The following is a 24,938-nucleotide window of genomic DNA, read 5'->3' as shown; positions in this document are numbered from 1 at the left end:
ACAAGGCCGGTCGCCGCGCCTTCCTTGCCTGCGGAAAAACGGATGAATCCCCTCCCGGGGCTGGCCATGTTCTGCTGGGCCGTGGTGACGGCGTTGCCGCTGCTCTGGGCCGTGATCAGCTCGTTCAAGACCGACGACGAGATCCTGAACTCGCCGTGGTCGCTGCCGGCGTCGCCGCAGTGGGACAACTGGGGGCGGGCGTGGACGGCGGCCAGCATCGGGCGCTATTTCCTCAACAGCCTGATCGTCGTCGGCGCCGCCCTGCTGCTCACCATGCTGCTGGGCGCACTGGTGGCGTACGCGCTGGCCCGGTATGAGTTCCGCGGCAACCGGGCAATCTATTACATGTTCGTCGCGGCCATGTTCTTCCCCGTTTTCCTGGCGCTCGTGCCGCTGTTCTTCGTGGTGCAGCAACTGGGCCTGCTGGGCACCTACGCCGGGCTGATCCTCGTCTACACCGCGTACGCCGTGCCGTTCACGGTCTTCTTTCTTCATTCGTTCTTCCGTACGCTGCCGAGCGAGATCGCCGAGGCCGCTGTGCTCGACGGCTGCTCGCACGGCGCCGTCTTCTTCCGTGTCATGCTGCCGCTCGCCCGTCCCGGGCTGGTCGCGGTCGGCATCTTCAATTTCCTCGGGCTCTGGAACCAGTATCTGCTCCCGCTGGTTCTCAATCCCGACCCGGACCGGTACGTCCTGGCGCAGGGTCTGGCCGCCCTGTCGGTCAGTCAGGGGTATCGCAGCGACTGGAGCGGCCTGTTCGCCGGCTTGACCATTGCCATGCTGCCGGTGCTCGTCGCCTACGTCGCGTTCCAACGGCACATCCGCGCCGGAATGACCGCCGGCGCGGTCAAGTAACTCCCCTTCATCCCCTTTCCTCTTTGGGAGGAGTCTGCTCGTGAAGATCGACAGACGTAAATGCGCTGCTCTCTTGGTGGCCGCGCTCACGGGAGTCGGCGCCGTCGCCGTCACCTCGGAATCCGCGTCGGCCGCCGACTGCGGCTACCTGTTCGACGACTTCAGCTACAGCTCGTCGTCCGACCCCGCGCTGGCCGCCAACGGCTGGACGCCCCGCAGCTACCAGGGCGGCCCGGGCGTGCCCGGCGCCAACTGGTCGCCGGCCGCCATCAGCTTCCCCACCAACAGCGGCCAGAAGGTCATGCAGCTGACCGCCTCGACCGACGGCACCGCCGCCGGCACCAAGCACGCCGAGCTGTACTCGACCCAGAAGCGCTACCTCGAGGGCACCTACGCCAGCCGGGTCCGCTTCACCGACACGCCGGTCAGCGGCAACGACGGCGACCACATCAACCAGACGTTCTTCACGATCAGCCCGCTCAACGGCGACCTCGACCCCACCTACAGCGAGCTCGACATCTCCGAATATCTGCCCAACGGCGGGTGGGGCGAGCAGGGGCCGATCAACTACCAGACGACCTGGTACACCTACCGCAACGAGCCCTGGTACGCCGACAACCTGCACTCCGAGCAGCGCAGCTCGCTCGACGGGTGGCACGACCTGGTGGCCCAGGTGGCCGACGGGCACGTCGTCTACTACATCGACGGCGTGCAGGTCGGCGACCACGGCGGCAAGTACTTCCCGCGCCAGACGATGACGATCAACTGGAACCTGTGGTTCATCGACCTGGCCACCCACTCGGGCGGCCTCAGCACCTACATCCAGCAGGTCGACTGGGTGCTGTTCGCCAAGAACCAGGTGCTGTCACCGTCCCAGGTGACCTCGCGGACCGGGGGTTACCGGTCGGCCGGCAGCACCTTCGTCGACACGGTGGCCTCGACCGGCGGCTGTACGACCACCCCGCCGACGACTCCACCGACCACCCCGCCGACGACTCCGCCCACGACCCCGCCTACGACCCCGCCGCCCGGTACGAGCTGCAGTGATGCGCCGAACTGGGCGTTCTCGTCCGTTTACACCGGCGGCAACCTGGTGAAGCACGAGAAGAGCAAGTTCGGCGACCCGAGCGGACCCAAGTCCGGCGACGGTGTGCACCTGTGGCGCGCCCGCTACTGGACACAGGGTTCGGAACCGGGCTGGACCGAGCAGTGGCAGGACCTGGGCCGCTGCTGACCGGTTAACCTGGGGGAGGCGGGACCGTCGTGTCCCGCTTCCCCGCAGGATCTTGACCCGTTCACCCGGGCGTCGATAGCTTTCGTCCCACAACTGAACAGCCACTTGACCGCCGCGGGAGAGTTCCCGTTCCGGCCGCGCGACGCTTGTCGCCGGGTCCGGCCGCGGGGCGCCGAAGGAGCAACTTCTCCCTCAGAATCTCTCAGGCACCCGTACCGCGATGGTCGGGCAACTCTGGAAAGCCGGGTTCGCCCGCGCCCAAGGTGCAAATCGCCGCTCCTCGTGTCGATGAAGCTCTCAGGCCCCATGACAGAGCGAGGGAGCCACCTCTCGAAGGAGCTTCCGCATGGCTGTGTCCGTTTTCGACCTGTTCTCCGTGGGTATCGGCCCGTCCAGCTCGCACACGGTCGGCCCGATGCGCGCCGCCCGCATGTTCGCCCGCCAACTCGACGACCGCACCGCCTCGGTACGCGCTGAGCTGTTCGGCTCGCTGGGCGCGACCGGGCACGGGCACGGCACGCCCAAGGCGGTGCTGCTCGGGCTCGAGGGCGCAGACCCGGAAACGGTGGATGTCGCGGGCGCGGACGCGCGGGCGGCTGCCATTCACAGCCGGGGGCTGCTCACGCTGCCGTGCGGGGCGGACGCCGAGGTCGACGTGGTGCTGCACCGGCGCCGTACGCTGCCCGGCCACCCCAACGGCATGACGTTCACCGCGTACTCCGCCGAGGGCGCCGAGCTCGTGCGGAAGACCTACTACTCGGTGGGCGGCGGGTTCGTCATCGCGGAGGGCGGGGTGCTGCGGCCGTCCGCGGTCGAGCTGACCCACCCGTTCACCAGCGGCGGCGACCTGCTGGCGCTGACGTCGGCCACCGGATTGTCGATCTCGCGGCTGATGCTGGCGAACGAGACGGCCTGGCGGTCGGCCGATTCTGTCCGGGACGGGCTGCTGAACATCTGGCGGGTCATGCAGGAATGCGTGGCGGCCGGGCTCGAGGCCGAGGGCGTGCTGCCCGGCGGCCTCAAGGTGCGCCGTCGCGCGGCGACCACGGCCCGGCAGTTGCGGGCAGCCGGCCGGGCCCCGGAGCACGCGATGGAGTGGCTCACCGCGTACGCGATGGCCGTGAACGAGGAGAACGCGGCCGGCGGCCGGGTCGTCACCGCGCCCACCAACGGCGCGGCCGGCATCATCCCGGCCGTGCTGCACTACTACATGCGCTTCGTGCCCGGCGCCGACGACGAGGGCGTGGTGCGCTTCCTGCTGGCGGCCGGGGCGATCGGCCTGCTCTTCAAGGAGAACGCCTCGATCAGCGGAGCCGAGGTGGGCTGCCAGGGCGAGGTCGGCTCGGCCTGCGCGATGGCGGCGGCCGGCCTGGCCGAGGTGCTGGGCGGCACGCCCGAACAGGTCGAGAACGCAGCCGAGATCGGCATGGAACACAACCTGGGCCTGACCTGCGACCCGGTGGGCGGCCTGGTGCAGATCCCGTGCATCGAACGCAACGGCATGGCCGCGGTCAAGGCGGTCACGGCGGCCCGCATGGCCCTGCGCGGCGACGGCCGCCACCACGTCTCCCTCGACAAGGTCATCAAAACCATGAAGGAGACCGGCGCCGACATGAAGGTCAAATACAAGGAGACAGCCCGCGGCGGCCTCGCCGTCAACGTCATCGAGTGCTGACCGCTACGACTGCCTCCGGCGTACCTTCAGCAGATCGGCTGAACGCTGATCCACCCGGCCCGGTTCGGGTTATTACCGCCCCGACCGCCGACCGGTGAAGCTGCCGTTGGACGGGTGTTCGTGACACGAACATCACAGCGGGTGGCTCGGGTTGATCGCGTTTGCCACGATCACCGGGTGTTCCGAACCCGGTCTGAGCTGCGGCCCTCTCCCGGCGCGCCCGCTGGCGGCGCACGGCCGGACTGGTGGCGGCGGCTGCGAGTGCCGCTGGTCGTGCTCGCGGCACTGGGGCTGGCGGCGTTCGGGCTGCGGGGGCGGTTTCCCGACCCGCGCGAGTTCCTGGGCGCGCTGACCGGCGCCGACTACAGGTGGATCACCCTCGCCGTGGTGCTGCAAGTCGTGTCGCTGGGTGCGTTCGCCTGGCAGCAGCGGCAGATTCTGCGGGCTTTCGGCGTACGGCTGGGGGCGGGCTTCACGATGGCCGTCACCCTGTCGCGGACCGCGATCTCCATCTCGATGCCGGTCGGCTCCGCGGTCTCGGCCGGTTACGCGGGCCGGCAGTACGTGCGCGCGGGCGCCTCGAAAGAGGTCGCGGCCGCCTCGATGATCGTCTCGGGGCTGGCCTCGATCGGTGGGCTGGCCCTGCTCTACGTGGCCGGCGGCGCCGCGGTGCTGACCCGTGACCCGGGGCTGCTAGCCGGGCCGGAGCCGCTCATGGTGATCGCCGGCCTGGTCGCCCTGACCGCGGCCGCGGTCATCGGTGGTCGCCTTCTGATGCGCCGGCCGGCCGAGGCTGGGCCCGCACGGCCGCGATCGGACAACCGGGTCGCGGCCTTCCTGCGCCGGACTCTTGCCTCGGCCCGCGAGGCCTGGCGGGCCGGTGCTGCCCTGCGCGCTCGCGAGTGGGTGGTCGGCACGCTCTACTACGCCGTCAACTGGCTCACAGACCTGCTCTGCCTGGTCGCCACCTGCCGGGCCGTCGGTCTTCCGGTGGGCATCACCACGCTGGCCGGCATCTATCTCGGCGTGCAGATCGTTCGTCAGGTTCCGCTGACCCCGGGCGGCGTGGGCGTGATCGACACCGCCCTCGTGGCCGGACTGACCGCCGCCGGAGCCACCGCGGTCACCGCGGCCGCCGCCGTGCTCATCTACCGCCTGATCTCGTGCTGGCTGCTTCTCCCCGCCGGGGGCGTAGCCGCGCTCTGGCTTCGCCGCGGGGCGGCTACGGTCGTGTCGCCCGTGAGCTGATGGGCTGCGGTGGTTTTGGGCTTGGCCGCGGGGTGGCTTTGGTAGTGCCGTTCGTGGATTGATGGCTCGCGGTGGCTTCGGTGGTCTTGGGCTTCGCCGCGGGGCGGCTCTCGTTATGCCAGAGCGTGAGTTGACGGGCGCGGTGGCTTTGGTTGTACCGCGCGTGAGTTGATGGGCGCGGTGGCAATCTCGGCTTTGCCGCGAGGTAGCCGTGCTGTGCCGCTGCGCGAGCTGCTCGGTGACGGCGGCATCGCCGTTCGTTGGTTTCGCAGCTCCGGCCGAACCCGCAACCGCAGTCGGCTCGTTCAGGGTGCGGTCAGGATTGTTTGCGGCGGCGGTGGGCCGCTTTCGGGCGTGCGCCGTCGGGGCGGGGCATGCCGCCCATGCGGATGAGGACGCCGCGGCGGGTTTCGGCGGCCACCCGGGTCTGCGGGTGGCTGGAGCCGAGCCGGGTGACGAGGCGGTCGACCGTGTCATCGAGCAGCTTGCGGGCCGGGAGCAGGGCGCCGGCCGCGATCAGGGCGCGGGACAATTCGTGGGCGCAGCGCAGCGTGTCCGGATGGTCGGAGCCGAGCACGTCACGCCAGCCCCTGTGCAGTTCGGCAGCGATGGTGCGGGCCGGGCGGGCCTTTCCCCGGTACAGCAGGCTTTCCACCAGGCGGCAGGCGGCGGTTCTCAGCGCCTGGTCGGTGCTGTGGGCGGCATCGGACGCGATCAGGTGCGGCGCCAGGGCAGCCCAGCGGGGCCAGGACGTCGACGCCTCGACCTCGTCGGGAACGGCCGCTGCCACCAGCTCACCCGCGTACGAGCGGCAGACCGCGGAAGCCGCCTCACCCAGGTCGTCCCGGACGGCCGTGCGCACCGGTTCGGGGACCAGCAGGCCGTCAGCGCCGCGCCGAGCCAGGCCGAGCTCGACCAGGGCCGCCACGAGCCGGTTGAACTGGATCGGAGCGACCCCGCCGAGCGGTCGCGGCAGCCGGCCCAGCGAGCGGGTGAACACGTCGACCGGCACCGGCGCCTTGTGCAGCACCGCGCACAGACAGAGAAGCTGGGCCGCCGCGGGATTCTGGTCGCCCAGCGTTTCGATGGCCGTGCCGATGTCCCCGGGAACGGTGGCGGGATCCCGCTGTCTCGGCACGGCTGGTGCAAGCCCGTCGGTCGTCGACCGCGCCGATTGCTCGTCGATCTGACGACGGCGCAGCCGTGCCCCGAGCGACGAGCCGGCCCCGTCCGCTGAGACGGCCCCGAGCGACGAGCCGGCCCCGTCCACTGAGCCGGCCCCGTCCGCTGAGCCGGCCCCGTCCGCTGAGCCGGCCCCGTCCGCTGAGCCGGCCCCGTCCGCTGAGCCGGCCTTGTTTAGCGAGCCGGCCTCGGCCTCGTTCAGTGAGCTGGCGTTGTCCAGTGAGCTGGCCTGGTCGAGCGAGCCAGCCTTGTCCAGCGAACCGTCTGACAGCTCTGTTCCGGCGTCCAGCGGGTCGTCCGGCTTCTCCAGCCCGCCGGGCGGCATGTTGTCTTGCCGCTCTGCTTGGGGATCCGACGAGGCGTCATGCCGATGTGGCCCACCGGGTCGCGTGCTGTCTGGCCGCTCTGTTCCGGCGTCCAGTGAGCTGTCCGGCCGATAGGACGTGTCGGCCGGCGAGCTGCCCGGCGCGTCTGCCCCGGCGGCGGGCAAGCCGGGGGACAGCTCAAGCAACCCCTCCGGCCGGTCCGGCTCGATGTCCAGTGGGCGTTCGGAGGGCGCTGGCCCGCCGCCCGGGCCGGTTTCCGGCTGGGCTTCCCACGGGAGCACGCCGGTCGAGGAATCCCGTAGGTGATCGGGCACGCCGTCGGACGGGGGCGTCACGCCGGGCGGGACCCGGGGCGCGGGCACGCTGGGTGGCGGCGGGACGGTGTGCGGATCGGTGACCGGGACAGAGTCGGGCGCCCCCATGACGGCAACCTCCTCGGGCGGGACGGGATGCGCGTACGTCATGGGGGTTTATAGCGGCCCCGCCCAACGGCCGGAGCAGCGCAGGTGGCGGGCGGATCGTCCGGCGAGGGAGCGGCGCGGCGGAAGGTTTCGCAGGTCCGCGCGGGATCGAGGAGGATCGCCGCCGGGCCGGGCCGGGCCCGCCACGGGCGGCGCCGCGTCGACGCCGTCCATCGATCGAGTGACAGAGATGCCCTGTTCGAGGTGCCTTGATTCATGGCCGGGACCGTAGCGGAATTCGCCCGGCGGGCATCGGTTATCCACAATCAGCCGGGGTCGATGCCCGTCTGTCCACAGGGCCTTCCCATCGGCAGTCGCTGATGGTTACGTGTCTGCATGAGACGGAGAGGCGCCTTCATCGCATTGATGGTCGCGGCATTGGTCGGGGCATCCGCCACCCCCGCCGGCGCCGCGGCTCCTGCATACCGCTATCACTTCCTGAGCCCGGGCGGTCAGCCCAGGCTGACCGAGACGGTGCCGGTCAACGTCGTCTTCCTCGGCTACGAGCCGGCCCAGGTCGGCAAATCGGCCTTCACCGGGCAACTGGCCAAGAAGTACGAGCCGGTGGTCCGTTCCCGGCTGTCGTACGACAAGGTCGAAAAGCTCGGCATCACCTACAAGTACGACTACAGACTGAAATACACCGATCGCGCGTATGAGGACAGATTCTTCAAGCAGCTGTCGAGGCTGGCCAAGCCGGCGCCGCTGACGCAATACCAGACGGCCTACAACGCCCAGCCCGGCGGCGTTCTCGACATCACCGCCAACCACACGATCGACGCCCCCAGCGTGGAGAAGTGGCTGGCCTTCCACCCACCGGCCGGTGTGGACACCCGGCGCAACACCGTCTTCTTCATCAACTGGTACGGCCGTGCCGACTTCAAGTTCCACGTCTACACCAAGACCGGCGAGCCCGACCCCGACACCGGCTACGACTTCGGCGACAGCCGCGACAGCCGCAAGATGATCGCGTGGGGCGGCACCACGGCCGACGACGAGGAGACCGGCCTGCGCTCCACCCGGCGGGTCTGGTTCCATGACCTGTCGGCCGGCCCCGAGTCGTGGACGGCCAACTACGACGTGACCAACGCCGACGTCGACGGTGACGGCGTGGCCGACTACCGCATGCCGCCGATCTGGGAATACAGGGCCGGCGGCTACCGTGCGCCGAGCGCCCTGGCCGGGGACCTGGGCAAGATCACCCGCTATGTCGCGCTGAACCTGCTGATGACGACCTCGCCGCTGTACCCGGTCGAGCTGCCGACGGCCGAGCCGCCACGTTCGATCAACATCGACAGCAACACGTACGAGGGTTGGCCCGGGGTCGACGCCTCGCGGCAGTACATGAAGCCGAAGCTCATCGTCGATGAGCTCGCCGAGCTGCGCTGGCGCAACAGGGTCGACTACGACAACCAGGACTTCGCCCTCGACGCGAAGAACCGGCAGTGCTACGACGGCTTCGAGAGCGGCGTGAGCTGCTATCCCGACAGCGGCCTGCCGTCGGACGCCAACCTGTTCCTCTACAACCGCGAGAACCTGGCCCGCACCAAGGACGACGGCGCCAAGGTCGACTACGAGCTGCCCGTGTTCAACTACGTCCTCCCGCCCGACGTCGACCCGTCGCTGCTCGGGTTCGCCGACGACGACTGGGCGACCGGCAACCAGTCGTACGTCTTCAACTTCCTCTCTCAGAGCATTGTCGAAAGCGGCTACGGGCTGAGCACGACGACGATCCACGAGGTCGGCCACCACCTGGGCATGTCGCACCCGCACGACGGGTACGACAGCGAGACCGGGGTCGACTACGGGCCGTCGGGTTCGACGTTCTTCGCGTGGGCGGGCGACGAGAGCAACTCGATGATGAGCTACATCGACGTCAACTGGGACTTCTCGCAGTTCGACCGGGACAACAGCGACCGCTTCCTGACCGCCGCTCACTGGGAGGCGGCCAACCGGCTTGCCGCCACGATCCCGGGCGGGAAGGCCCGGGGTGACCTGGTGCGGGCCGACGCGCTGCTCGGTCTGGCCAAGGTGGCGTTCGCCAAGCACGAGTACCGGGCGGCGTACGCGCTGGCTGACTCGGCGTACGGCAAGGTGGTCGCGGCCGCCGAGAAGTCGGGCGTCGACCCGGGCTCGGCCGCGAAGGCGATGGCCGCCGAGGCGGACGCGGCCCGCGCCATCCCCGACCTGCACAGTCCGCACGAGTTCATCGACACCCTCGACCCGGACGGGCCTCGCGCCCAGCCATGACGACCGACACCCGCCGCCGCGCCGTTCAGACACGGCGCGGCGGCAGCCTGCCGGGAGCGGCGCGCGGCCTGGCGTGGTGACACCGTGAGTGAACGGCGCGGCGCCGGGTCCGCGGGGCTACGGGTCCTCCGGACACGGGGAAGGGTCGGTATCGTCGAATCATGTCGATGGCTTCGGCCGGGCGTCGGGTGATCGCTTTCGAGGCGTTGCTGGCCGTGGTGCTGCTGGTCACCGCGGCCGCGATCTACTTCGTCAAGAACTCGTGGGGGCCGTACTACACCACCATGGACGACGCCGAGGCCGTGCCGGCTGCGGTTCGGCCGGTGGCGGGCGCCTCCACCGGGTCGTACCGCTGGAATTGCGGCCGCAACGAGCGGGGGCACCGCAACACGGCGAACATCGTGGTCACGCCGGGCAAGCCGGGGCCCGCGCATCACCTGCACGACTACATCGGGAATCTCGGGGTTCAGGTCGACTCGACGGTGGCCGATCTGGTGGGAAAACCGACGACTTGTTCCAACGGCGACGCCTCCACGTACTACTGGGCGGTGCTGCGACTTGCCGGGCCGAGCAACAATGAGCATGGCGGGCCGGTTCAGGTGCCGGTCTCGCTGACCATGACGTACTACGGCAACCCGCTGGGTCCGGTGCTGCCGATGCCGCGATTGCTGCGCGCGGCCGTCGGTGACGCCTACGCTCACACCAACGGGGGCGCGCTGGCCCGCAGCCGGTGGACCTGCTCCGACACACCCGAGAGGCAGACCATGAAGTATCCGCTCTGCGACGACGGCGCTGCCGTGGTGCGGATCTTCGACTTCCCGAGCTGCTGGGACGGCCGTCAACTCGACAGCGCCAACCACCGGCAGCACGTCGTCTTCCCCGTCGCCGGGGGCGGCTGCCCGGTCGGCACGTTCGCGGTGCCGCGGTTGCAGATCACCATGGCGTACGCGGTACCGCGCGGCACCCGGTACCAGATCGACGCGTTCGACGAGCAGGACCACGACCCCGCCACCGATCACGGCTTCCTGGTCAACCTCATGCCGGAGCCCGTGATGGCCCGCGTCGTGAAGTGCCTCAACAGCGGCCGGGCCTGCGACGACACCGCGACCAAACGGTCCGTCCCGTGACCGCCTCCGAGCACGCCGACATCGCGGGCTACCTCCTCGACACGTTGACGCCCGAGCAGCGCCGGGCGGTCGACGAGCACCTCGACGGCTGTGCCGAGTGCCGCGACGAGATCGATTCGCTGCGCGAGTGGAGCGCTGCCCTCGAAGCGGTGCCCGAGCCCATGCTGCTCGAAGGCCCACCCGATGGGGGCGACCTGCTGCTGCAGCGCACGCTTCGCCAGGTGCGCACCGAGTCGACCTCCCACTACCGCCGCCGTACGGCCCTCGTCTCCTCGGCTGCGGCGGTGCTGGTCGCGGTGGCGATCGGTGGCGGCATCCTGGCCGGCCGCACGACCGCGCCCGACACCCCCCTCGCGCAGCCCACACCTGCGGTCTCCACCCAGCCGACGACCGTCCCCGGCACCCGCACCGCCACCGGCGTCGACGCCGCCACCGGTGCCCGCATCACCGTCGCCGTGGCTCCGGCCGCGGGCTGGGTGCGCCTCCACGCAGCCGTCTCCGGCATCCCGGCCGGCGAACGCTGCGTGCTCGAGGTGGTCGCCAAGGACGGCTACGTGGCCCAGGCCGGCAGCTGGCTGGTCTCCCCGGCCGGCGAGGCCGGCGGCACCACCCTGAACGGCAGCGCCCTGATCGCCCCCGACGACGTGAAGTCGGTGCGCGTCGTCAACACTGCCGGCAAACAGTTCGCCAGCGTCGACGTCTGACGGCCCAGCGGCTCGGCGGCCAGGCGACTGGGCGGGCTGAGCGGCTCGGGGCCGGGCAGCTGGGCGGCCTGAACGCGGGGCCGGGCGGCTCGGAGCCGGACGGCTCGGCGGCTCGCGTGTCTGATGGTTCGGACGGCTGGCGGCTTGGCGGCTCGGAGGGTTGACGGTCTGACGGCTCGCGGGGCCTGACGGCTGACGGTTGGGCGACTCGGAGGGTAGACGGTCTGACGGCTCGCGGGCCTGACGGCTTGCCAGCCGGGGGGCTGACGGCTGGGCGGCTCGGGGGCCTGGCGACTCGCTCTCCCGACGTCCGGACCGCCTGTCTTCCTGCGGAAACGTGCCGGCACCAAGGCGGACCACTACGTCTGGTCGGTCGGCGCGGGACGGCCGCCGGAGTGTTCTTCGAGCAGGCTCAGCTGGCACAGCACCCGCGACTGCCCGGTCAGGTCGCCGAGCTGGCGGAACAGGTCCAGCGCGCGGCGGAAGTTCTGTGCGGCCTCGTCGGGACGGCCTTGGTGCAGGTGGGCGGCGCCCAGGCCGTCCAGGGCGTGCGCCTGGGCCTCGATGTCGCCCAGCTGGCAGGCGGCGCGACGGGCGTGGTCGTGCACGACGAGGGCGTCGTGATGGTGCCCGCCGCCGAAGTAGCGGGACAGCTGGCGGGCCAGGCGGGTGGTGTGGGTGGGCCAGCCGTGCGCGGCTGTGTGGGCGGCCACAGCGACCAGGGTCGGCCGCTCGGCGTCGAGCCAGGCCAGGGCGGAACCCGGGCCGGTCAGGTCGGGGGCCGGAGTGGGGGCCGTGACATCCTCCGACCGGGCCTCGGCTGGATGCAGGGAACGCATGGCCGCAGCTCCGGCGGCCAGGTAGTAGTCGAACAGCCGGGTGAGCGCGGCGTGCCGTTCGGCTGGGGGGTCCTGGTCCTGGGCCCGGGTGGCGGCGTGGGCGCGCACCAGGTCGTGCAGGGTGTAGCGGCCGGGCGCGGCCTCCAGGATCAGGTGGTCGGCGCCCAGTTGCTCGAGCCAGGCCCGGGCGGTGGGCAGGTCGGCCCGGGCCAGGGCGGCCACGGCGTACGCGTCCAGATCCGGCCCGGGGTGGAGCGCGATCAGCCGCAGAGCCCGTTGCGTGGCGGGTGACAGATGCCGATACGACAGGGCGAGGGCGACCTCGACGCCGGAGTCGAGCCGCCGGTCGCGGTGGCGTTCGCCGAGGCGGTCGGCGTGGTCGGTCAGGGTCCAGCCGGGGCTGTCGCCGATGTGGCCGGCCATCAGGCTGAGGGCCAGCGGCAGGTGGCCGCAGCGCCGGGCGATCACCGCGGCGGCCTGCGGGTCGGCGCCCACCGGCACGCCGGGCACGGCGCTGGTCAGGAAGCCGGCCGCTTCGTCGGCGGTGAAGACGCCGAGCGGCAGGCGGATCACCGGCGGCAACCCGGTCAGCCGGCGACGGCTGGTGATCAGGACGACGTTGCCGGGCGTGTCCGGCAGCAGCGGGCGGACCTGCTCGGCGGTGGCGGCGTTGTCGAGGACGATCAGGGCCCGTACGCCGGTGAGGTGTTCGCGGTAGGCGGCGCTCAGGGCGTCCAGCCCGTGCGGCATCCGGTTGCCGGGCACCCCGAGCAGTCGCAGGAAACCATCGAGCACCGCCGACGGATCGGCTGGTGGCTGGGAGTCGTCGGGATGGAAGCCGCGCAGGTCGACGAAGAGCACCCGGTCGAACGGCTCGCGCCGGTGTAGCTGGTGGGCGGCGTGGACGGCGAGCTGGGTCTTGCCGACCCCGGCCATCCCCTCGATCGCGGCCACCACCACGCCCCCACCGGTGCGGGCGGCGGACAGCCGGTCGAGCTCGCTGTGTCGTCCGGTGAACCCGGGCAGGTCGGGCGGGAGGGTGTCGTGCACCCGCACCTGCGACACGGCCTCGATCTCGCCCGCCACCACCCGCAGGGCCAGGCGCCACCGGTTCACGTACGCCTCGTCGGGGTGCAGCGCCCGCACCACGGCCAGGACGAGCTCGGTGTTCATCCGCCGCCGGCCCGGCTGGAAGGCGTGGGCGACGGTGGAGCGGCGGGCCAGCTCGGCGGCCGGACGGCCGGACCGGGACCAGGCCTCGTTGACCCGCTCCTTGATCGTCTCGTACGACGGGTCGCCGGCCCCGGTCTTCAGCCGTCGCAGCCGGTCGACCAGCTCGTCGAGCGAGCCGGCGCCGGCCGGTTCGGGCAGGTCGGGCCGCGGCACCGACCAAGGCTAACGACCGTCCGATTTCGTCCGGACTTCGGGCGGCACGGGGTCTCCGCGCTCACACTCGACAGCGGCCGGTCCCGTGCTCACACCCCAGTAAGGTGCGGGACCGGTCCCGCAGCTTGCGTCACCGTTTCGGCGCCGCCAAGGTGTCAGGCCGGCGGTAGCGAGGAGTAGAACTCCACATGCCGGTGCGCTGCGGCTTCCCAGGTGTGGGCGGCGGCCAGGGCACGGCCGGCGTCCCGGCGGGCCGGGTCCGGTTCCTTCACGGCGTGCAGAAGGGCGGCGGCCAGCGAGGCCGGATCGTGGCCGTAGCCGACGGCGCGGCCGAAGACCTCGCGCAGCACCGGCAGGTCCCGCACGACGACCGGGACGCCCGCGGCCAGGGCTTCCATGGCGGCCAGGCCGAAGCCCTCCTTGGTGGACGGGAACGCGAAGGCGGCCGCCCCGGCGACCAGGGCGGGCAGAGCGTCGTGATCGACGGGCCCCAGGACCGTGGGGGCGACGTCGAGGGCAGCCGCGCGGGCGTCCCACTCGGCGCGGTAGTCACGGTAGTCGAACAGGGTCTCGCCACCGGCGATCACCAGGCGCAGGTCAGGAAGGGCAGTGCGCAATTCGGCGTACGCGGTGAGCAGGTCGAGCGAGCCCTTGCGGGGCTCGATGCCGCCGACGGCCAGCAGGTATGGCTGCTCCAGGCCGACGAACTCCGGGTCGTGGACCGCGCTGTGGGGGACCGCCAAGAACGGGCCGGCGCGGTGCGGCATGGCCGACGCGAAGCGCTCGTAGTCGACGCCGTTGGGAATGACCGTGGCCGACAACCCCCACCCGGCCGACAGTTCGGACGCGACCGCCGAGGAGACACAGACATGCGCGTACGGGCGGACGATTGCTCGTTCGTGACAAGCGACCAGTTCCGGTGTCGTGAACTGATCGATGTGGTGCACGGTGCGCACGCAACGCTCAACAGCGTTGGCGCTAATGCAGTCCTGTGCGTGTACCACGTCGTACGCGGAAGGGGTGAAAGCCTCCCGCAGCAGCGCGATCGATCGCAGGATGCGCTCGCCCACGCTCTCGCCGGGCCGGTCGGGGAACGGCACCACGGCCAGGCGCACCCGCGGATCGACCGGCCGGAAGAAGCCGCCGCCGCGGCCCAGCGTCCACACGGTCACGTCGTGATGGAGCGCGGCGAGCGCCTCGGCCAGCGCGAGCGTGTGCACGACGCCGCCCCGCGGGCGCGTCGAATAGGTCAGCAGGGCGATCCTCACCGGTAGGCCTCCGGGCGCAATTCGGCGAGATGACTGAGCACGCGCCGGGCCTGAGCGATCTCGAGCGCGACGTCGAGTTCGGCGACCGCCAGGCCCGCTTTCGCCCAGGTGCGGGCGAGCACGTTTCCGGCCGGGCCGACCACCTTGGCCTGGCCCAAGAAGCGCATCCCGCCCGCGGCGCCGGTCTGGTTGGACGACACCACGACGATCTGGTTCTCGGCGGCGCGGGCACAGTCGTACAGGTCGAACAGCCGCGACTGGCGGTCCTGCGACATCTTCGGCGCGGCGTTGGTGAGGCTTGCCGGCCACGCGGACAGGCAGGCGACGATCTCGGCGCCGTCGAGAGCGAGAGTGCGCGCCGACTCGGGGAACGTCTTGTCGTAGTCGATCAGCATGCCGATCCGGCCCACCGGGGTGTCGAACGAGGCGAATTCGGTGCCGGCGCGGTAGACGACGCCTTCGGCCGCGGGCAGGTGCACCTTGCGGTGACGGCCGAGCACGCCGTCGCCGGTGAGGCAGACCGCGGCGTTGTAGCGCTCGTCGCCGTCGGCCTCGCAGAAGCCGACGCAGACCACCATCTCCCGGGCCGCCGCCGCGATCCGCTCGAAAATCGGGTCGTCCGGCTTGAGCGCGGGCGGGAACGCGGACGGGTCGGGATGGCGCAGGTCAGCCAGGTAGCCGCCGAGTGCGGCGTCGGGCAGCACGAGCAGGCCGACGCCGGCCGTACGGGCGTCGCCGATCAACTTCCCGATCCGGCCCAGGCCGTGCTCGAGGTCGCGACCGAAGTGGGCCGCCGCGGCGGCGATTCGGATAGGCATGGCTTCAGTCCGTCTTAGGGCGGTGGTGGGGTGATTGGACCGGCATTATTTGTAAGCGGCCGGTCGGCGGTCGCGCAGGTGTCCCATGTAGCGGCGCGCGTTGGTGAGCGAACTGGCAACGTCGATGGTGGCGACCGCCATGCCCGGAGCGCAGCCCGTGGTGGCCAGGACGTCACCGCCCGGGTCGACGATCTTCGCGCTGCACACGAACCGTAGCGACCCGAAGGTGCCGGCCTGGTTGGCCGAGATCCACACGACCTGGTTCTCGAGCGCGCGGGCACGGTCGAACAGGTCGAACCGCCGCGTCCAGCGGTCGTCGGCCAGGGATTCGGGAGCGTTCGTGCGGCTGCCCGGCCAGGCCGAGACGCACACGATGATCTCGGCGCCGTCCAGGGCGAGCGAGCGGGCCGACTCCGGGAAAGCCTTGTCGTAGCAGATCATCAGCCCGAGCCGCCCGACCGGCGTGTCGAAGGCCGCGAACGACGAACCGGACGCGTAGCTGGCGTCCTCGCGCAGGGGCTGGTGCACCTTGCGGTGATTGCCGAGGACCCGTCCCTCGCCGACGCAGACCACGCTGTTGTAACGGGTGCCGTCACCCGCGTCCTCGCAGTAGCCGGCGCAGACCACCATGTCGCCGGCGATGGCCACGAGCCGCGCGATCTCGGGTCCGTCCAGGCGCAGGGCCGGCGGCAGATCGGCCTGCCCGTTCAGGTCGGCCAGGTAGCCACCGAGGCAGGCCTCGGGCAGGGCCAGCAGGCGTACGCCGTCGGCCCGCGCCGCCTCGACCAGCTTCTCGATTCGGGTGAAGTCGTCCTCCAGATCGCGGTCGAAGGCCTCCGCGACCGCCGCCACCTTGATCATGCTGTGCCTCCTGCTGAATCGTCGCCGGCGCCGGTGCGGTCGCTGATCGGCGCCTGGGGCCGGAAAGGGCTCATGTCGCGGTTCCCATTCCGGTGACGCCGCTGGTCAACGCGGTGGTGATCTCGCCATCGGGCCAGCGCAGGCGCACACCGGCGTCCGCGACCAGCTCGCCGCAGACCGCGGTCTCCGCCGGCCCGGCCGGTGCTTCCGCCTGCGGCCCGGTCGTGAGCATCGCGAACCCGGGAAAGCACGTCAGCCAGTCGCCCATCGTCGCGGCGGCCGGGCGTGGCACCGCCGCCACGTCCAGGACGGCGCCGCATCCGCTCGCCTCGGCCAGCATGCCGAGCGTCCCGACGATGCCGGCCATCGACACGTCCTTGGCCGCCGCCGGCTGCGCGGCCGCCACGTATCCCTGCATCTGCCGCAGCTCGGCCGACGTGCGCCGACTGGTCGAGTCCCACTGCCGGCCGTGATAGCCGGGCCGCCAGCCGCCCCCGAGGTCGGCCGTGAGCCGCACGCGATCACCGGGCCGTCCGCCTCCGCCCGGCACCGGGCCGCCCGTCAGCCGTATGCGATCGCCGGGGTCTACGCCGCCGCCGGGCATCGAGTCAGTCGTGGGCCGTGCGCGTTCGTGGTGGTTTATGCCGCCGCCGGGCATTGGGCCGTTCGTGGGGTGTGCGCGTTCGTGGTGGTATCCGTCGCTGCCGGATGCCGGGCCGGCTGTTCGTCCGAGCGCGGTCGCCGACAATGAAGCCGGCACGCCGAGCTGGGTGTGACCGCCCAGGATCGGGATTCCGTAGGCCTCGGCGGCGCGTTTGAGGCCGCCGATGATCCGGGTGGCGTGGGCAGCGTCGCGGGCCCCGATCGCGTTGAGCAGGCCGACCGGCGTCGCACCCATGGCCGCCAGGTCGTTCACGTTGACCAGCACGGCACACCAGCCCGCCCAGTCCGGGTCGCGCTCCACCATGGACGGCAGAATCGCGTCGCACGCCGCGATCAGATCGGTTCCCGGTACGGGGGCTCCGTCGTCCCCGACGAATCCGGCGCCGCCCGGGTTGAGCCCGTCGAGCAGTCCGCCCAGCGGATTCTTGGTCGCCGCGGCCAAGGCCGCGATTCGCCCGATCGGCCAGCGCATCAGGTGGTGCGGCTGCCCCGCGACGGTCAGGGGCCGCACGGAATCCCAGCCGAGCCGTTCGAACATGCGCCGGAACCGGGCCTGCACGCTCGCGTCGAAACGCAACGCACCGGCTTGTTCGGCCGCAGCACACGCGGCCCGCACGAGCGCAGGCCCGATCCGCTGAACGCCGCGCACAGCCGGGTCGACGACCAGCCGGCCGCCCTGCCACCAGCCGATGTCCGGACCGTCGGTTGCCGGCCCCAACCGCACGCCACCGAGCAGCGAACCGCTCGGATCGCGCGCTTCCAGCACGATCGTGCGCGGATCGTCGTCCCGGTCGTCCAGGTCGCTCGCCGCGAACAGTTCCTGTTCGTCGACGAACACCCGCCGCCGCAACCGGTAATAGTCGGTGCGCGTTCGCGCAGGCTCGATCAGAAAACGCGGCGATCCGAGCAGCGCGGGAACCAGATCCGTCATCCTGCACCTCCACCGGTCGCTGGCACTCGCTCGGGCGCGCAGGATCCGCCGACCCGCGCGCGATCGCTCCTCCACGCGTGAACGCTCATCTGCTTGCGATCGGTCAACCGCGCGGGGTCGCTCATCCGCGTGCGGTCGTTCATCCGCGCTTGCTCACTCATCCACGCCGGATCGGTCAGGCACGCGTGATCGGTCAGGCACGCGGGGTCGCTCATCCGCGTGCGGTCGTTCATCCGCGCTTGCTCACTGATCCACGCCGGATCGGTCGGCCACGCGTGATCGCTCAGCCACGCGCGAGCGTTCATCCGCGCGCGAGCGCCTGTTTGCGTGTGATCGCTCAGCCACGTGGGGCCGGTTCCCCGCGGGTGACCGCTGATTTGCGCGGGGCCGCTCATCCGCCGGCCGCCTGGAGCACGCCGCAGGCGCCGCACGCGGCGCAGCCTGCCTTCTGGTCGGCGCCCAGCATCCCTGCTTCGCGCAGCAGCGCGGCCACTCGAGACGAGACGTCTCGTACCAGGGAGGGCGGTGGGCCGGTGATGCCGTCGCGGCGGGCCAGCGTGCCGGTCATCGGGCGGAACGGGACGACGAACGGGTAGACGCCGCGCGCGATCAGCCTTCGGCAGCCCTCGACCAACTCGTCGGGGTCCTCGCCGAGGCCGATCAGGAGGTAGGTCGATACCTGGTTGCGGCCGAACACCTCGACGGCGTGGTCCCAGGCGGCTTCGTACTCGGCCATCGGCACCGAGCCCTTGCCGGGCATCCACTTCAGGCGGACCTCGTCGTCGAGGGCCTCGGCGTGGATGCCGATCGACACCGCTCCCGCGTCGTGCAGGTCGTTGATCACGGTCAGGTCGCCGGGTGGCTCGATCTGCACCTGGATCGGCAGACCGGGCACGGCGTCCAGGACCGCGCGGACCGAACGCACCAGGTTGCGCGCGCCGCGGTCGGGGCCGGTCGTGGTGCCCGTGGTCATGACCATCTGGGTCACGCCGTCGAGTCGTACGGCCGCCTCGGCGACCTCGGCCAGCTGGGCCGGGGTCTTGGCGGCTACGGTCGCTCCCGCGCGCAGCGACTCCTCGATCGTGCAGAAGCGGCAGCGCTGCTCCTCGGCGTACCGGATGCAGGTCTGCACCACGGTCGTCGCGAGCACGTCCTTGCCGTGCAGGCGGGCGATTTTCTCGTACGGGATGCCTTCGGCCGTGTGCAGGTCGTAGAACTTCGGCCGGTGCACGACCGACAGCGACAGGCCCGTGTCGGATTCGCCGAGCCAGAGCTTGTTGTCCCGTACCTCGTACGGGCTCTGGGGGTTGATCGGCAGTGCGGCGTTGCCCCCGTCGATCACCAGGTGGCCGTCGTCGCTGGGACCGGCCCCCGCCGGGCGGCGCACGGGTGTGGGCACCCGCACGCCGCGCACGGCGAGGTCGGCTCGAACGTCGATAGACACGAGGATCAGAGCTGGTAGGTCGAGTTGATGATCGCGCCCTTGCGGGCGTAGTGGATCAGCGCGTCCTGCACGTCGAGCGGGTGGGTCGGGATGACGCCCTCGATCAGGTCCTCCTCGCGGGCGCCGTGCAGCGACAGGCCGAACCGGCAGCAGTACACCTTGCCGCCCTCGGCCATGAACGTCTTGAGCGAATTGTTGATGTTGTGTTCGCCCGGGAACGCGCTGGTGCCGGTGGTCGGGAAGCCGCGGGTGGCCAGGCAGTTGAGCGAGCCCGGGCCGTAGAAGTAGATGGCCGCCTCGAAACCCTTGCGCAGCGCGCGGGTGGCCTGCAGTACGGCGACGAAGCTGACTGACGACTCGTGAGCGATGCCGTGCACGAGCGTGAAGTAGCTCTGGCCCTCCTCGGCCTTGTAGTCGGGGAAGACCTTGGTGCCGCCGTAGATGCTGGAACCTTCGGCCAGGGCCGGGTGGGGGATCTCGTTGAGGCTCTTCTGCTCGAGGTCGGTCAGGTCGGTCACGGTGATCTCCTTCTGGGCGAAATCGACGAACTAGGCGTACAAGTTGGTGAAGTTGGTCCGGAAGACGGCGTCGCTGAGCTCGCGCCCGGCCGCCGCTGCTTGGAGGCGAGCCAGTTCGCCCGCGTGGTCACCCCACGGCTCGTCGCTCGCGAACAGCACACGGTCGGCGCCGAGGCCGCGGTGGTCGATCTCCTGGGCGAGCCAGCGCGGAGCGAAGCCGATCGCCCACGACAGGTCGGTGTAGACCTGCTTGCCGGCGGCGATCCAGTCGAAGAAGCGGCCACCGATCAGCTTGATGTGGCCGCTCATCCCGCCGCCGAAGTGGACGAGGTGGATCTTCACGTCGTCGCCGTGACGGTCGACCAGCTGTCCCACCCGGTCGATGTCGGACGCGGCGCCGGGGGAGGTGTGCACGTGGACGACCAGGTCGTGCTCGCGGGCGGCGGCGAAGATCGGCTCGAGCCCGGGGTCGTCGATGCTCCCGCCGAGCAGGAAGCTGATCTTCAGGGCCCGGACACCGGGCTCGCCCGCGAGTTTCAGGGCCTTCGTCGTACGGGCCAGGTCGTCGGCCTTCGCGCTGACCCACAGGCCGCACCGGATCCGGTCGTCCCGGGCGGCGGCCTCGACCACCAGGTCGTTGAAGCCGAACGCGACATCGGGATCGGGCACGCCGTAGTTCGGCAGGATCAGCGCGCGCTCGGTCTTCTCGCGGTCGAGATCCCGGATCAGCTCGTCGATCGTGCGCCGGGCGGTGACGTCCGGGCTGACCGGGGGCCCGCCGTAGAACGGGAACGCCGGCAGTACGCCGAGGTGGCGGTGGGCGTCGTTGGTCATGCCGCCCACTCCAGGTCGGGGTAGGTCTCCGTCGGGGTGCCGGCCAGCCAGCTCACGTCCTCGGTCACGCGCCGCCGCCGGGCGCGGGCGATCTGACCGGCCAGGTGCTCGGCGTCGCGGGCGACCCCGGCGAACCGGCCCGAACCCCAGGTGTGCTGCCACGGCAGGCCCAGGAAGTACAGCCCGGGGCAACTGGTGACGCCGCGGTCGTGCGTCGGGTAGCCACGGCCGTCGAAGACCGGCACCTCGATCCACCGGTGATCGCGGTGGAAGCCGGTCGCCCACACGACGCCGGCCACGTCGGCCAGATCGAGTGCCGGCGACGGCACGCCGGGCGTCCACACCGGCTCGTACCGCTTCTCCGCCGGCGCGTCGAGGCCCGTTCCTTCGACGTACGCGTCGATGGCGTCCTTGATGCCCTCGGCCACCGCGTCGGCGTTGTCCAGGTTGCGGGCCAGGTCGTCGCCGAACGTCGCCGTTGTGTCGTCGACGCTCAGCAAACGGCCATGAAGCTGCATTCCTTGCTGAGCGAACAGGCGCAGGTCGATGTCGCGCCCGCCGTCCCGCCCGGTCATGTAGTGGTTGGCGCGCAGCCGCACCTCGTCCGCGTCGCCGAACTCGTGCACGCTCTTGTCGTAGTGACCCATCTCCTCGAGCCAGGCGAGGGTGTCCCGCCCGCGGTAGCGCCGGGCGGCCCGGGGCGCGCTGCCCACCGCCAGATGGACGCGCCGCCCGGCCAGGTGCAGGTCCTCGGCGATCTGACAGCCGGACTGCCCGGTGCCGACGACCAGCACATCCCCGTCGGAGGGCAACTGCTCCGGGTTCCGATACTGCGACGAGTGCAGCTGCACCACGCCGGACGGGAACTTCTCGGCCAGCCGCGGCATCGCCGGCCGGTGGTAGCCGCCGGTGGCGATCACCACCTGGTCCGCGGTGACCCGGCCGTCGCTCGTGAGCAGTTCAAAAGCGTTCCCCGTGCGGCGGAGCCGGCTCACCTGGACGCCCTCGCGCAGCGGCGGGTCGAAACTGGCCGCGTACTTCTCCAGGAAGGCGACCACCTCGGAGCCGGCCATGAACCCGTCCGGGTCGTCCCCGCTGTAGGCATAGCCCGGCAGCCGGCACTGCCAGTTCGGCGTGACCAGGCAGAACGAATCCCACCGGCGGTCGCGCCACTCGTGCCCGATCCGGTCCCGCTCGAACACCACGTGGTCGGTGCCGTTCTGCCGCAGATGCCAGCTCATGGCCAGACCGGCCTGCCCGCCGCCGATCACGGCGACACTGACGTGCCCGTTGCTCACGGCTCGATCCCTTCGACGAGGACGTCACCGGCGGGCTGAGCGGCCGCCCGAGCCTCCACCGAGGCCAGGCTGCGCGCCGCGTTGCCGCACGGGAAGCCGTACGCCTGGCGCACCCGCTCGCTCGCCTCGGTCAGCGCGGCCCGGCTCGTCGCCACGAAGTCGCCGACCGCCATCCGCTGCCCCGCGGAGAAGAAGTCCTCGACCACCGTCGAGGGCGAGTAGATCCTCTGCGCTTCGCCGTCCGGCCAGCGCACCAACACATAGCGTTCCGGCATCGTGAAACCCCTAACCGGCCCGTCCGCCCAGGTAGAGCGGCTGGTGATGGGTCACAGTCAAGGAATCGGGAGTTTCGCCGAGGTTTCCTCCGGAACAATCCGCCGTTAGAAAACCCTCACTTCGGCCGCGGATGACGACGCTGTTTCGGGCGTGCTGCGCCCACTACATTGACCGGATGAAGGAAGCGTCCTCGTTCGGCACTGCGGCTTCGGCGTACGCCGAACACCGCCCCGATTACGCGCAGGCCGCAGTCCGCTGGGCCCTCGACCCCGCACCCGGTCCGCGGGTGCTCGACCTCGGCGCCGGAACCGGAAAGCTCTCGGCCACTCTGGTCACCCTCGGCGCCGAAGTGACCGCGGTCGAGCCCGACGCGGCCATGCTGAGCGAGCTGCGCCGCACCGTGCCCGCCGTCCATGCCCTGTCCGGCAACGCCGAGGCGATCCCGCTGCCCGACGCGTCGGTCGACGCCGTGGTGGCCGGCAACGCGATGCACTGGTTCGACATGACGGTCGCCGGTCCCGAGATCGCCCGCGTGCTGACCCCCGGCGGCGTCCTGGCCGGCCTGTGGAACGTCCTGGACGACAGCGTCGACTGGGTCGCCGGCCTGGCTCGGGTCGCGGGCAGCGCCGTCATCGGCCCCCGCGACACCCCCGCAGCGTGGCGCGTCGCCACAGCGAATCTTCCGGGCGAGCGAGCCGACTTCCCCCACGGCCAGCTCCGCACCGCCGACTCGCTGGCCGCCACCCTGGCCACCCGGGCCGGTCTGCTGGTCATGCCGCGGCCGGAACGAGAAGCCGCCCTCAACCGCATCCGCACCTACCTGGCCGCCCGCCCAGAGACCGCCGACGGCGCGTTCACCCTCCCCATGCTGACCTGCGTCGTGCGCACTCAGCGGCTGGGCGTGACCAGTCCGGACTCGTAGGCGAAGATCACGAGCTGGGCGCGGTCGCGGGCGTGCAGTTTGGTCATGGCGCGGTTGAGGTGGGTCTTCGCGGTCACCGGGCTGATCACCATGCGGGCCGCTATCTCGGAGTTGGACAGGCCTCGCGCGGCCAGTGCCACTGCCTCGCGCTCGCGGTTGGTGAGGCTGCGCAGGGCGGCGCCGGGTTTGCGGGGTGGGTCGGCGACGTAGCGGTCGATCAGGCGGCGGGTGATCGAGGGGGCCAGCAGGGCGTCGCCGCGGGCGGCCACGCGGACGGCGTGCAGGAAGTCCTCCGGCTCGATGTCCTTGACCAGGAAGCCCGCGGCGCCGGCTCGGAGCGCGTGGAACACGTACTCGTCGAGGCCGTAGTTCGTCAGGATCACCACGTGAACGCCGGCCAGGCTCTCGTCGGCGGCGATGCGCCGGGTCGCCTCGATGCCGTCGGTGACCGGCATCCGGATGTCGAGCAGCGCGATGTCGGGGTGGTGCTGCCGGGCCAGCGCCACACCGTCGTCGCCGTTGCCGGCCTCGGCCACCACCTCGACGTCGGGCTCGGCGTCGAGCAGGGCCCGGAATCCGCTGCGGATCAGCGGCTGGTCGTCGACGAGCAGGACCCGGATCATGGCGTACGGTCCACCGGCAGCTCGGCGTGGACGGTGAACCCGCCCTCCTCGCGGGGCTCGGCGCGCAGCCGGCCGCCGAGCGCGGTCACCCGCTCCCGCATGCCCAGCAGCCCGATCCCCGGCACCGGTTTGTCGCCCGGAGCGGCCCGGCCGTCGTCGTCGACCTGGATGGACACCGCGCCCGGCCGGTAGCCGATCCGGACCGTCGCGGCGGCCGCCGCCGCGTGCCGGGTGACGTTGGTCAGCGATTCCTGGACGATCCGGTACGCGGTGCGGTCCACCGCTTCCGGCAGGTCGGGGCGGTGGCCGTCGACCGTCAGCGTCGCCTCGAGGCCGGTCGACCGCGCCTGCCGTACGAGGTCCGGCACGTCCCCGAGACCGCGCGGCACGGCGCTGTCGTCGTCGCGCAAAGCCTCCAGGGTCGCCCGCAGTTCGCGCGACGCCTCCCGCCCGGCCTCGCGGATGGCCGCCAGCGCCTCGGGCACCTGCTCGCCGCGCCGCTGGGCCAGATGGACGGCCGCCTCGGCCTGCACCTTGATGACCGAGATCTGATGGGTGAGCGAGTCGTGCAGTTCCCGCGCCAGATGCAGCCGCTCCTCGCCGGCGCGGCGCAGGGCGATCTCCTCACGGGTGCGCTCGGCCTCGTCCGCCCGGCGTTCGGCCTGCCGCAACGCCTCGCCGGCCGCGCCCGCCGCGATCAGCCAGGCCAGCTCGAGAACACCCCGCGCCTGGTCGACGGACTCACCGGCACCGTCCGAACCGGACAACAGGGCCGCGCCGGGCAGGGCGACCAGCACCCCGATGCTGACAACGACCGTGGCGAGCCGGTGTCCGGCCCGTACGGCCGAATACACCGCGACCAGATAGGCGACCGCGAAGACCTCGAATCCGGCGGCCCGGTAGGCCACCGCGCACAACCCCGTGACCACAAGAACAGCGACGGGCCGATTGCGGCGTACGACCAGCGCCAGACCACCCGCCGCCAGCAGCACCCAGCCGACCACGGCCGCGCCCGGCCGCGCCCACGGCAGGCCGTCGAACAGCAGGATCGCCGCCACCCCGACGGCGACGGCCGCGTCCCGCAGGTCGATGCGCATCCCGCCCATGCGGGCACCATAACCGGACAACCGCCCGGTGCGAATCATCCGAGCGCAGCAGACGACTACTGCGCCGGCAGCAGCGCAAGTGTCCACAG

Annotated in this window: 22 protein-coding genes and 2 riboswitches; of the genes, 8 read left to right on the top strand and 14 right to left on the bottom strand. The window is 71.4% G+C overall.

The features are described 5' to 3' along the window. Nucleotides 1–42 precede the first annotated feature (42 nt). From LXN57_RS13630 to LXN57_RS13615, 4 genes are all read left to right on the top strand, one after another. Complete coding sequence (locus LXN57_RS13630) at nucleotides 43–855, top strand: carbohydrate ABC transporter permease (protein ID WP_251798449.1); 813 nt, start codon at nucleotides 43–45, stop codon at nucleotides 853–855. Nucleotides 856–895: 40 nt separating this feature from the next. Further along, nucleotides 896–2,089 carry a glycosyl hydrolase gene (locus LXN57_RS13625; protein ID WP_251798448.1) on the top strand — a complete coding sequence of 398 codons (1,194 nt, stop codon included), beginning with the start codon at nucleotides 896–898 and terminating at the stop codon, nucleotides 2,087–2,089. Between the two features lie 105 nt (nucleotides 2,090–2,194). Next, nucleotides 2,195–2,317: riboswitch (glycine riboswitch) on the top strand. Further along, nucleotides 2,318–2,412: riboswitch (glycine riboswitch) on the top strand. It begins immediately after the preceding riboswitch. A gap of 23 nt (nucleotides 2,413–2,435) precedes the next feature. After that, nucleotides 2,436–3,764, top strand: a complete 1,329-nt coding sequence (locus LXN57_RS13620; protein WP_251798447.1) for an L-serine ammonia-lyase — start codon at nucleotides 2,436–2,438, stop codon at nucleotides 3,762–3,764. Between the two features lie 177 nt (nucleotides 3,765–3,941). Then, nucleotides 3,942–5,012, top strand: a complete 1,071-nt coding sequence (locus tag LXN57_RS13615; protein ID WP_251798446.1) for a lysylphosphatidylglycerol synthase transmembrane domain-containing protein — start codon at nucleotides 3,942–3,944, stop codon at nucleotides 5,010–5,012. A 316-nt stretch (nucleotides 5,013–5,328) separates the two neighbouring features. Here the strand turns inward: LXN57_RS13615 and LXN57_RS13610 are convergent, their stop codons facing one another. Next, nucleotides 5,329–6,984, bottom strand: coding sequence for a tetratricopeptide repeat protein (locus tag LXN57_RS13610; protein WP_251798445.1), 1,656 nt, complete (start codon nucleotides 6,982–6,984; stop codon nucleotides 5,329–5,331). Between the two features lie 333 nt (nucleotides 6,985–7,317). Here LXN57_RS13610 and LXN57_RS13605 point away from each other — a divergent pair, with 333 nt between their 5' ends. The 3 genes from LXN57_RS13605 to LXN57_RS13595 all read left to right on the top strand — a co-directional run bounded on the left by LXN57_RS13605 (nucleotide 7,318) and on the right by LXN57_RS13595 (nucleotide 11,062). Continuing rightward, complete coding sequence (locus LXN57_RS13605) at nucleotides 7,318–9,231, top strand: zinc metalloprotease (protein WP_251798444.1); 1,914 nt, start codon at nucleotides 7,318–7,320, stop codon at nucleotides 9,229–9,231. Between the two features lie 161 nt (nucleotides 9,232–9,392). Further along, a complete protein-coding gene (locus LXN57_RS13600) occupies nucleotides 9,393–10,358 on the top strand; it encodes a DUF1996 domain-containing protein (protein WP_251798443.1) in 966 nt (321 codons plus the stop codon). After that, complete coding sequence (locus tag LXN57_RS13595) at nucleotides 10,355–11,062, top strand: anti-sigma factor family protein (RefSeq protein ID WP_251798442.1); 708 nt, start codon at nucleotides 10,355–10,357, stop codon at nucleotides 11,060–11,062. Before LXN57_RS13600 ends, LXN57_RS13595 begins: the two co-directional genes overlap by 4 nt. Before the next feature lie 359 nt (nucleotides 11,063–11,421). Here the strand turns inward: LXN57_RS13595 and LXN57_RS13590 are convergent, their stop codons facing one another. From LXN57_RS13590 to LXN57_RS13540, 11 genes are all read right to left on the bottom strand, one after another. Further along, entirely contained in the window at nucleotides 11,422–13,287 is a 1,866-nt protein-coding gene (locus LXN57_RS13590) for an NB-ARC domain-containing protein (protein WP_251798441.1), read from the bottom strand. Nucleotides 13,288–13,442: 155 nt separating this feature from the next. Beyond that, complete coding sequence (locus LXN57_RS13585) at nucleotides 13,443–14,555, bottom strand: MSMEG_0565 family glycosyltransferase (RefSeq protein ID WP_251798440.1); 1,113 nt, start codon at nucleotides 14,553–14,555, stop codon at nucleotides 13,443–13,445. After that, a complete protein-coding gene (locus tag LXN57_RS13580; protein ID WP_251798439.1) occupies nucleotides 14,552–15,373 on the bottom strand; it encodes a carbon-nitrogen hydrolase family protein in 822 nt (273 codons plus the stop codon). Before LXN57_RS13580 ends, LXN57_RS13585 begins: the two co-directional genes overlap by 4 nt. A gap of 45 nt (nucleotides 15,374–15,418) precedes the next feature. Then, nucleotides 15,419–16,234, bottom strand: coding sequence for a carbon-nitrogen hydrolase family protein (locus tag LXN57_RS13575; RefSeq protein WP_251798438.1), 816 nt, complete (start codon nucleotides 16,232–16,234; stop codon nucleotides 15,419–15,421). Nucleotides 16,235–16,304: 70 nt separating this feature from the next. After that, nucleotides 16,305–17,828 (bottom strand): MSMEG_0567/Sll0786 family nitrogen starvation N-acetyltransferase, encoded by a 1,524-nt coding sequence (locus LXN57_RS13570; protein WP_251798437.1) that lies wholly within the window; start codon nucleotides 17,826–17,828, stop codon nucleotides 16,305–16,307. Then, nucleotides 17,825–18,133, bottom strand: a complete 309-nt coding sequence (locus LXN57_RS13565; RefSeq protein WP_251798436.1) for a hypothetical protein — start codon at nucleotides 18,131–18,133, stop codon at nucleotides 17,825–17,827. Before LXN57_RS13565 ends, LXN57_RS13570 begins: the two co-directional genes overlap by 4 nt. Nucleotides 18,134–18,219: 86 nt before the next feature. Further along, entirely contained in the window at nucleotides 18,220–19,272 is a 1,053-nt protein-coding gene (locus LXN57_RS13560; protein ID WP_251798435.1) for an MSMEG_0568 family radical SAM protein, read from the bottom strand. Between the two features lie 5 nt (nucleotides 19,273–19,277). Then, nucleotides 19,278–19,790 (bottom strand): MSMEG_0572/Sll0783 family nitrogen starvation response protein, encoded by a 513-nt coding sequence (locus tag LXN57_RS13555; protein WP_184950449.1) that lies wholly within the window; start codon nucleotides 19,788–19,790, stop codon nucleotides 19,278–19,280. A gap of 30 nt (nucleotides 19,791–19,820) precedes the next feature. After that, complete coding sequence (locus tag LXN57_RS13550) at nucleotides 19,821–20,624, bottom strand: amidohydrolase family protein (RefSeq protein ID WP_251798434.1); 804 nt, start codon at nucleotides 20,622–20,624, stop codon at nucleotides 19,821–19,823. Further along, entirely contained in the window at nucleotides 20,621–21,922 is a 1,302-nt protein-coding gene (locus tag LXN57_RS13545) for an MSMEG_0569 family flavin-dependent oxidoreductase (RefSeq protein ID WP_251798433.1), read from the bottom strand. Before LXN57_RS13545 ends, LXN57_RS13550 begins: the two co-directional genes overlap by 4 nt. Further along, nucleotides 21,919–22,197 carry an MSMEG_0570 family nitrogen starvation response protein gene (locus LXN57_RS13540; protein WP_251798432.1) on the bottom strand — a complete coding sequence of 93 codons (279 nt, stop codon included), beginning with the start codon at nucleotides 22,195–22,197 and terminating at the stop codon, nucleotides 21,919–21,921. Before LXN57_RS13540 ends, LXN57_RS13545 begins: the two co-directional genes overlap by 4 nt. Before the next feature lie 176 nt (nucleotides 22,198–22,373). Here LXN57_RS13540 and LXN57_RS13535 point away from each other — a divergent pair, with 176 nt between their 5' ends. Further along, nucleotides 22,374–23,120 carry a class I SAM-dependent methyltransferase gene (locus tag LXN57_RS13535; RefSeq protein ID WP_251798431.1) on the top strand — a complete coding sequence of 249 codons (747 nt, stop codon included), beginning with the start codon at nucleotides 22,374–22,376 and terminating at the stop codon, nucleotides 23,118–23,120. Here LXN57_RS13535 and LXN57_RS13530 read toward each other — a convergent pair. Together LXN57_RS13530 and LXN57_RS13525 are read right to left on the bottom strand one after the other, a co-directional pair. Next, nucleotides 23,087–23,743 carry a response regulator gene (locus tag LXN57_RS13530; RefSeq protein WP_251798430.1) on the bottom strand — a complete coding sequence of 219 codons (657 nt, stop codon included), beginning with the start codon at nucleotides 23,741–23,743 and terminating at the stop codon, nucleotides 23,087–23,089. The two genes, LXN57_RS13535 and LXN57_RS13530, sit on opposite strands and share 34 nt — an antisense overlap. Next, a complete protein-coding gene (locus tag LXN57_RS13525) occupies nucleotides 23,740–24,849 on the bottom strand; it encodes an ATP-binding protein (RefSeq protein ID WP_251798429.1) in 1,110 nt (369 codons plus the stop codon). The genes LXN57_RS13530 and LXN57_RS13525 overlap by 4 nt, the downstream gene beginning before the upstream one ends. Nucleotides 24,850–24,938 lie beyond the last annotated feature (89 nt).

The sequence above is a fragment of the Paractinoplanes hotanensis genome (assembly GCF_023717965.1).
Classification (GTDB): Bacteria; Actinomycetota; Actinomycetes; order Mycobacteriales; family Micromonosporaceae; genus Actinoplanes; species Actinoplanes polyasparticus.
This window is presented reverse-complemented; position numbering and strand designations above follow the sequence as displayed.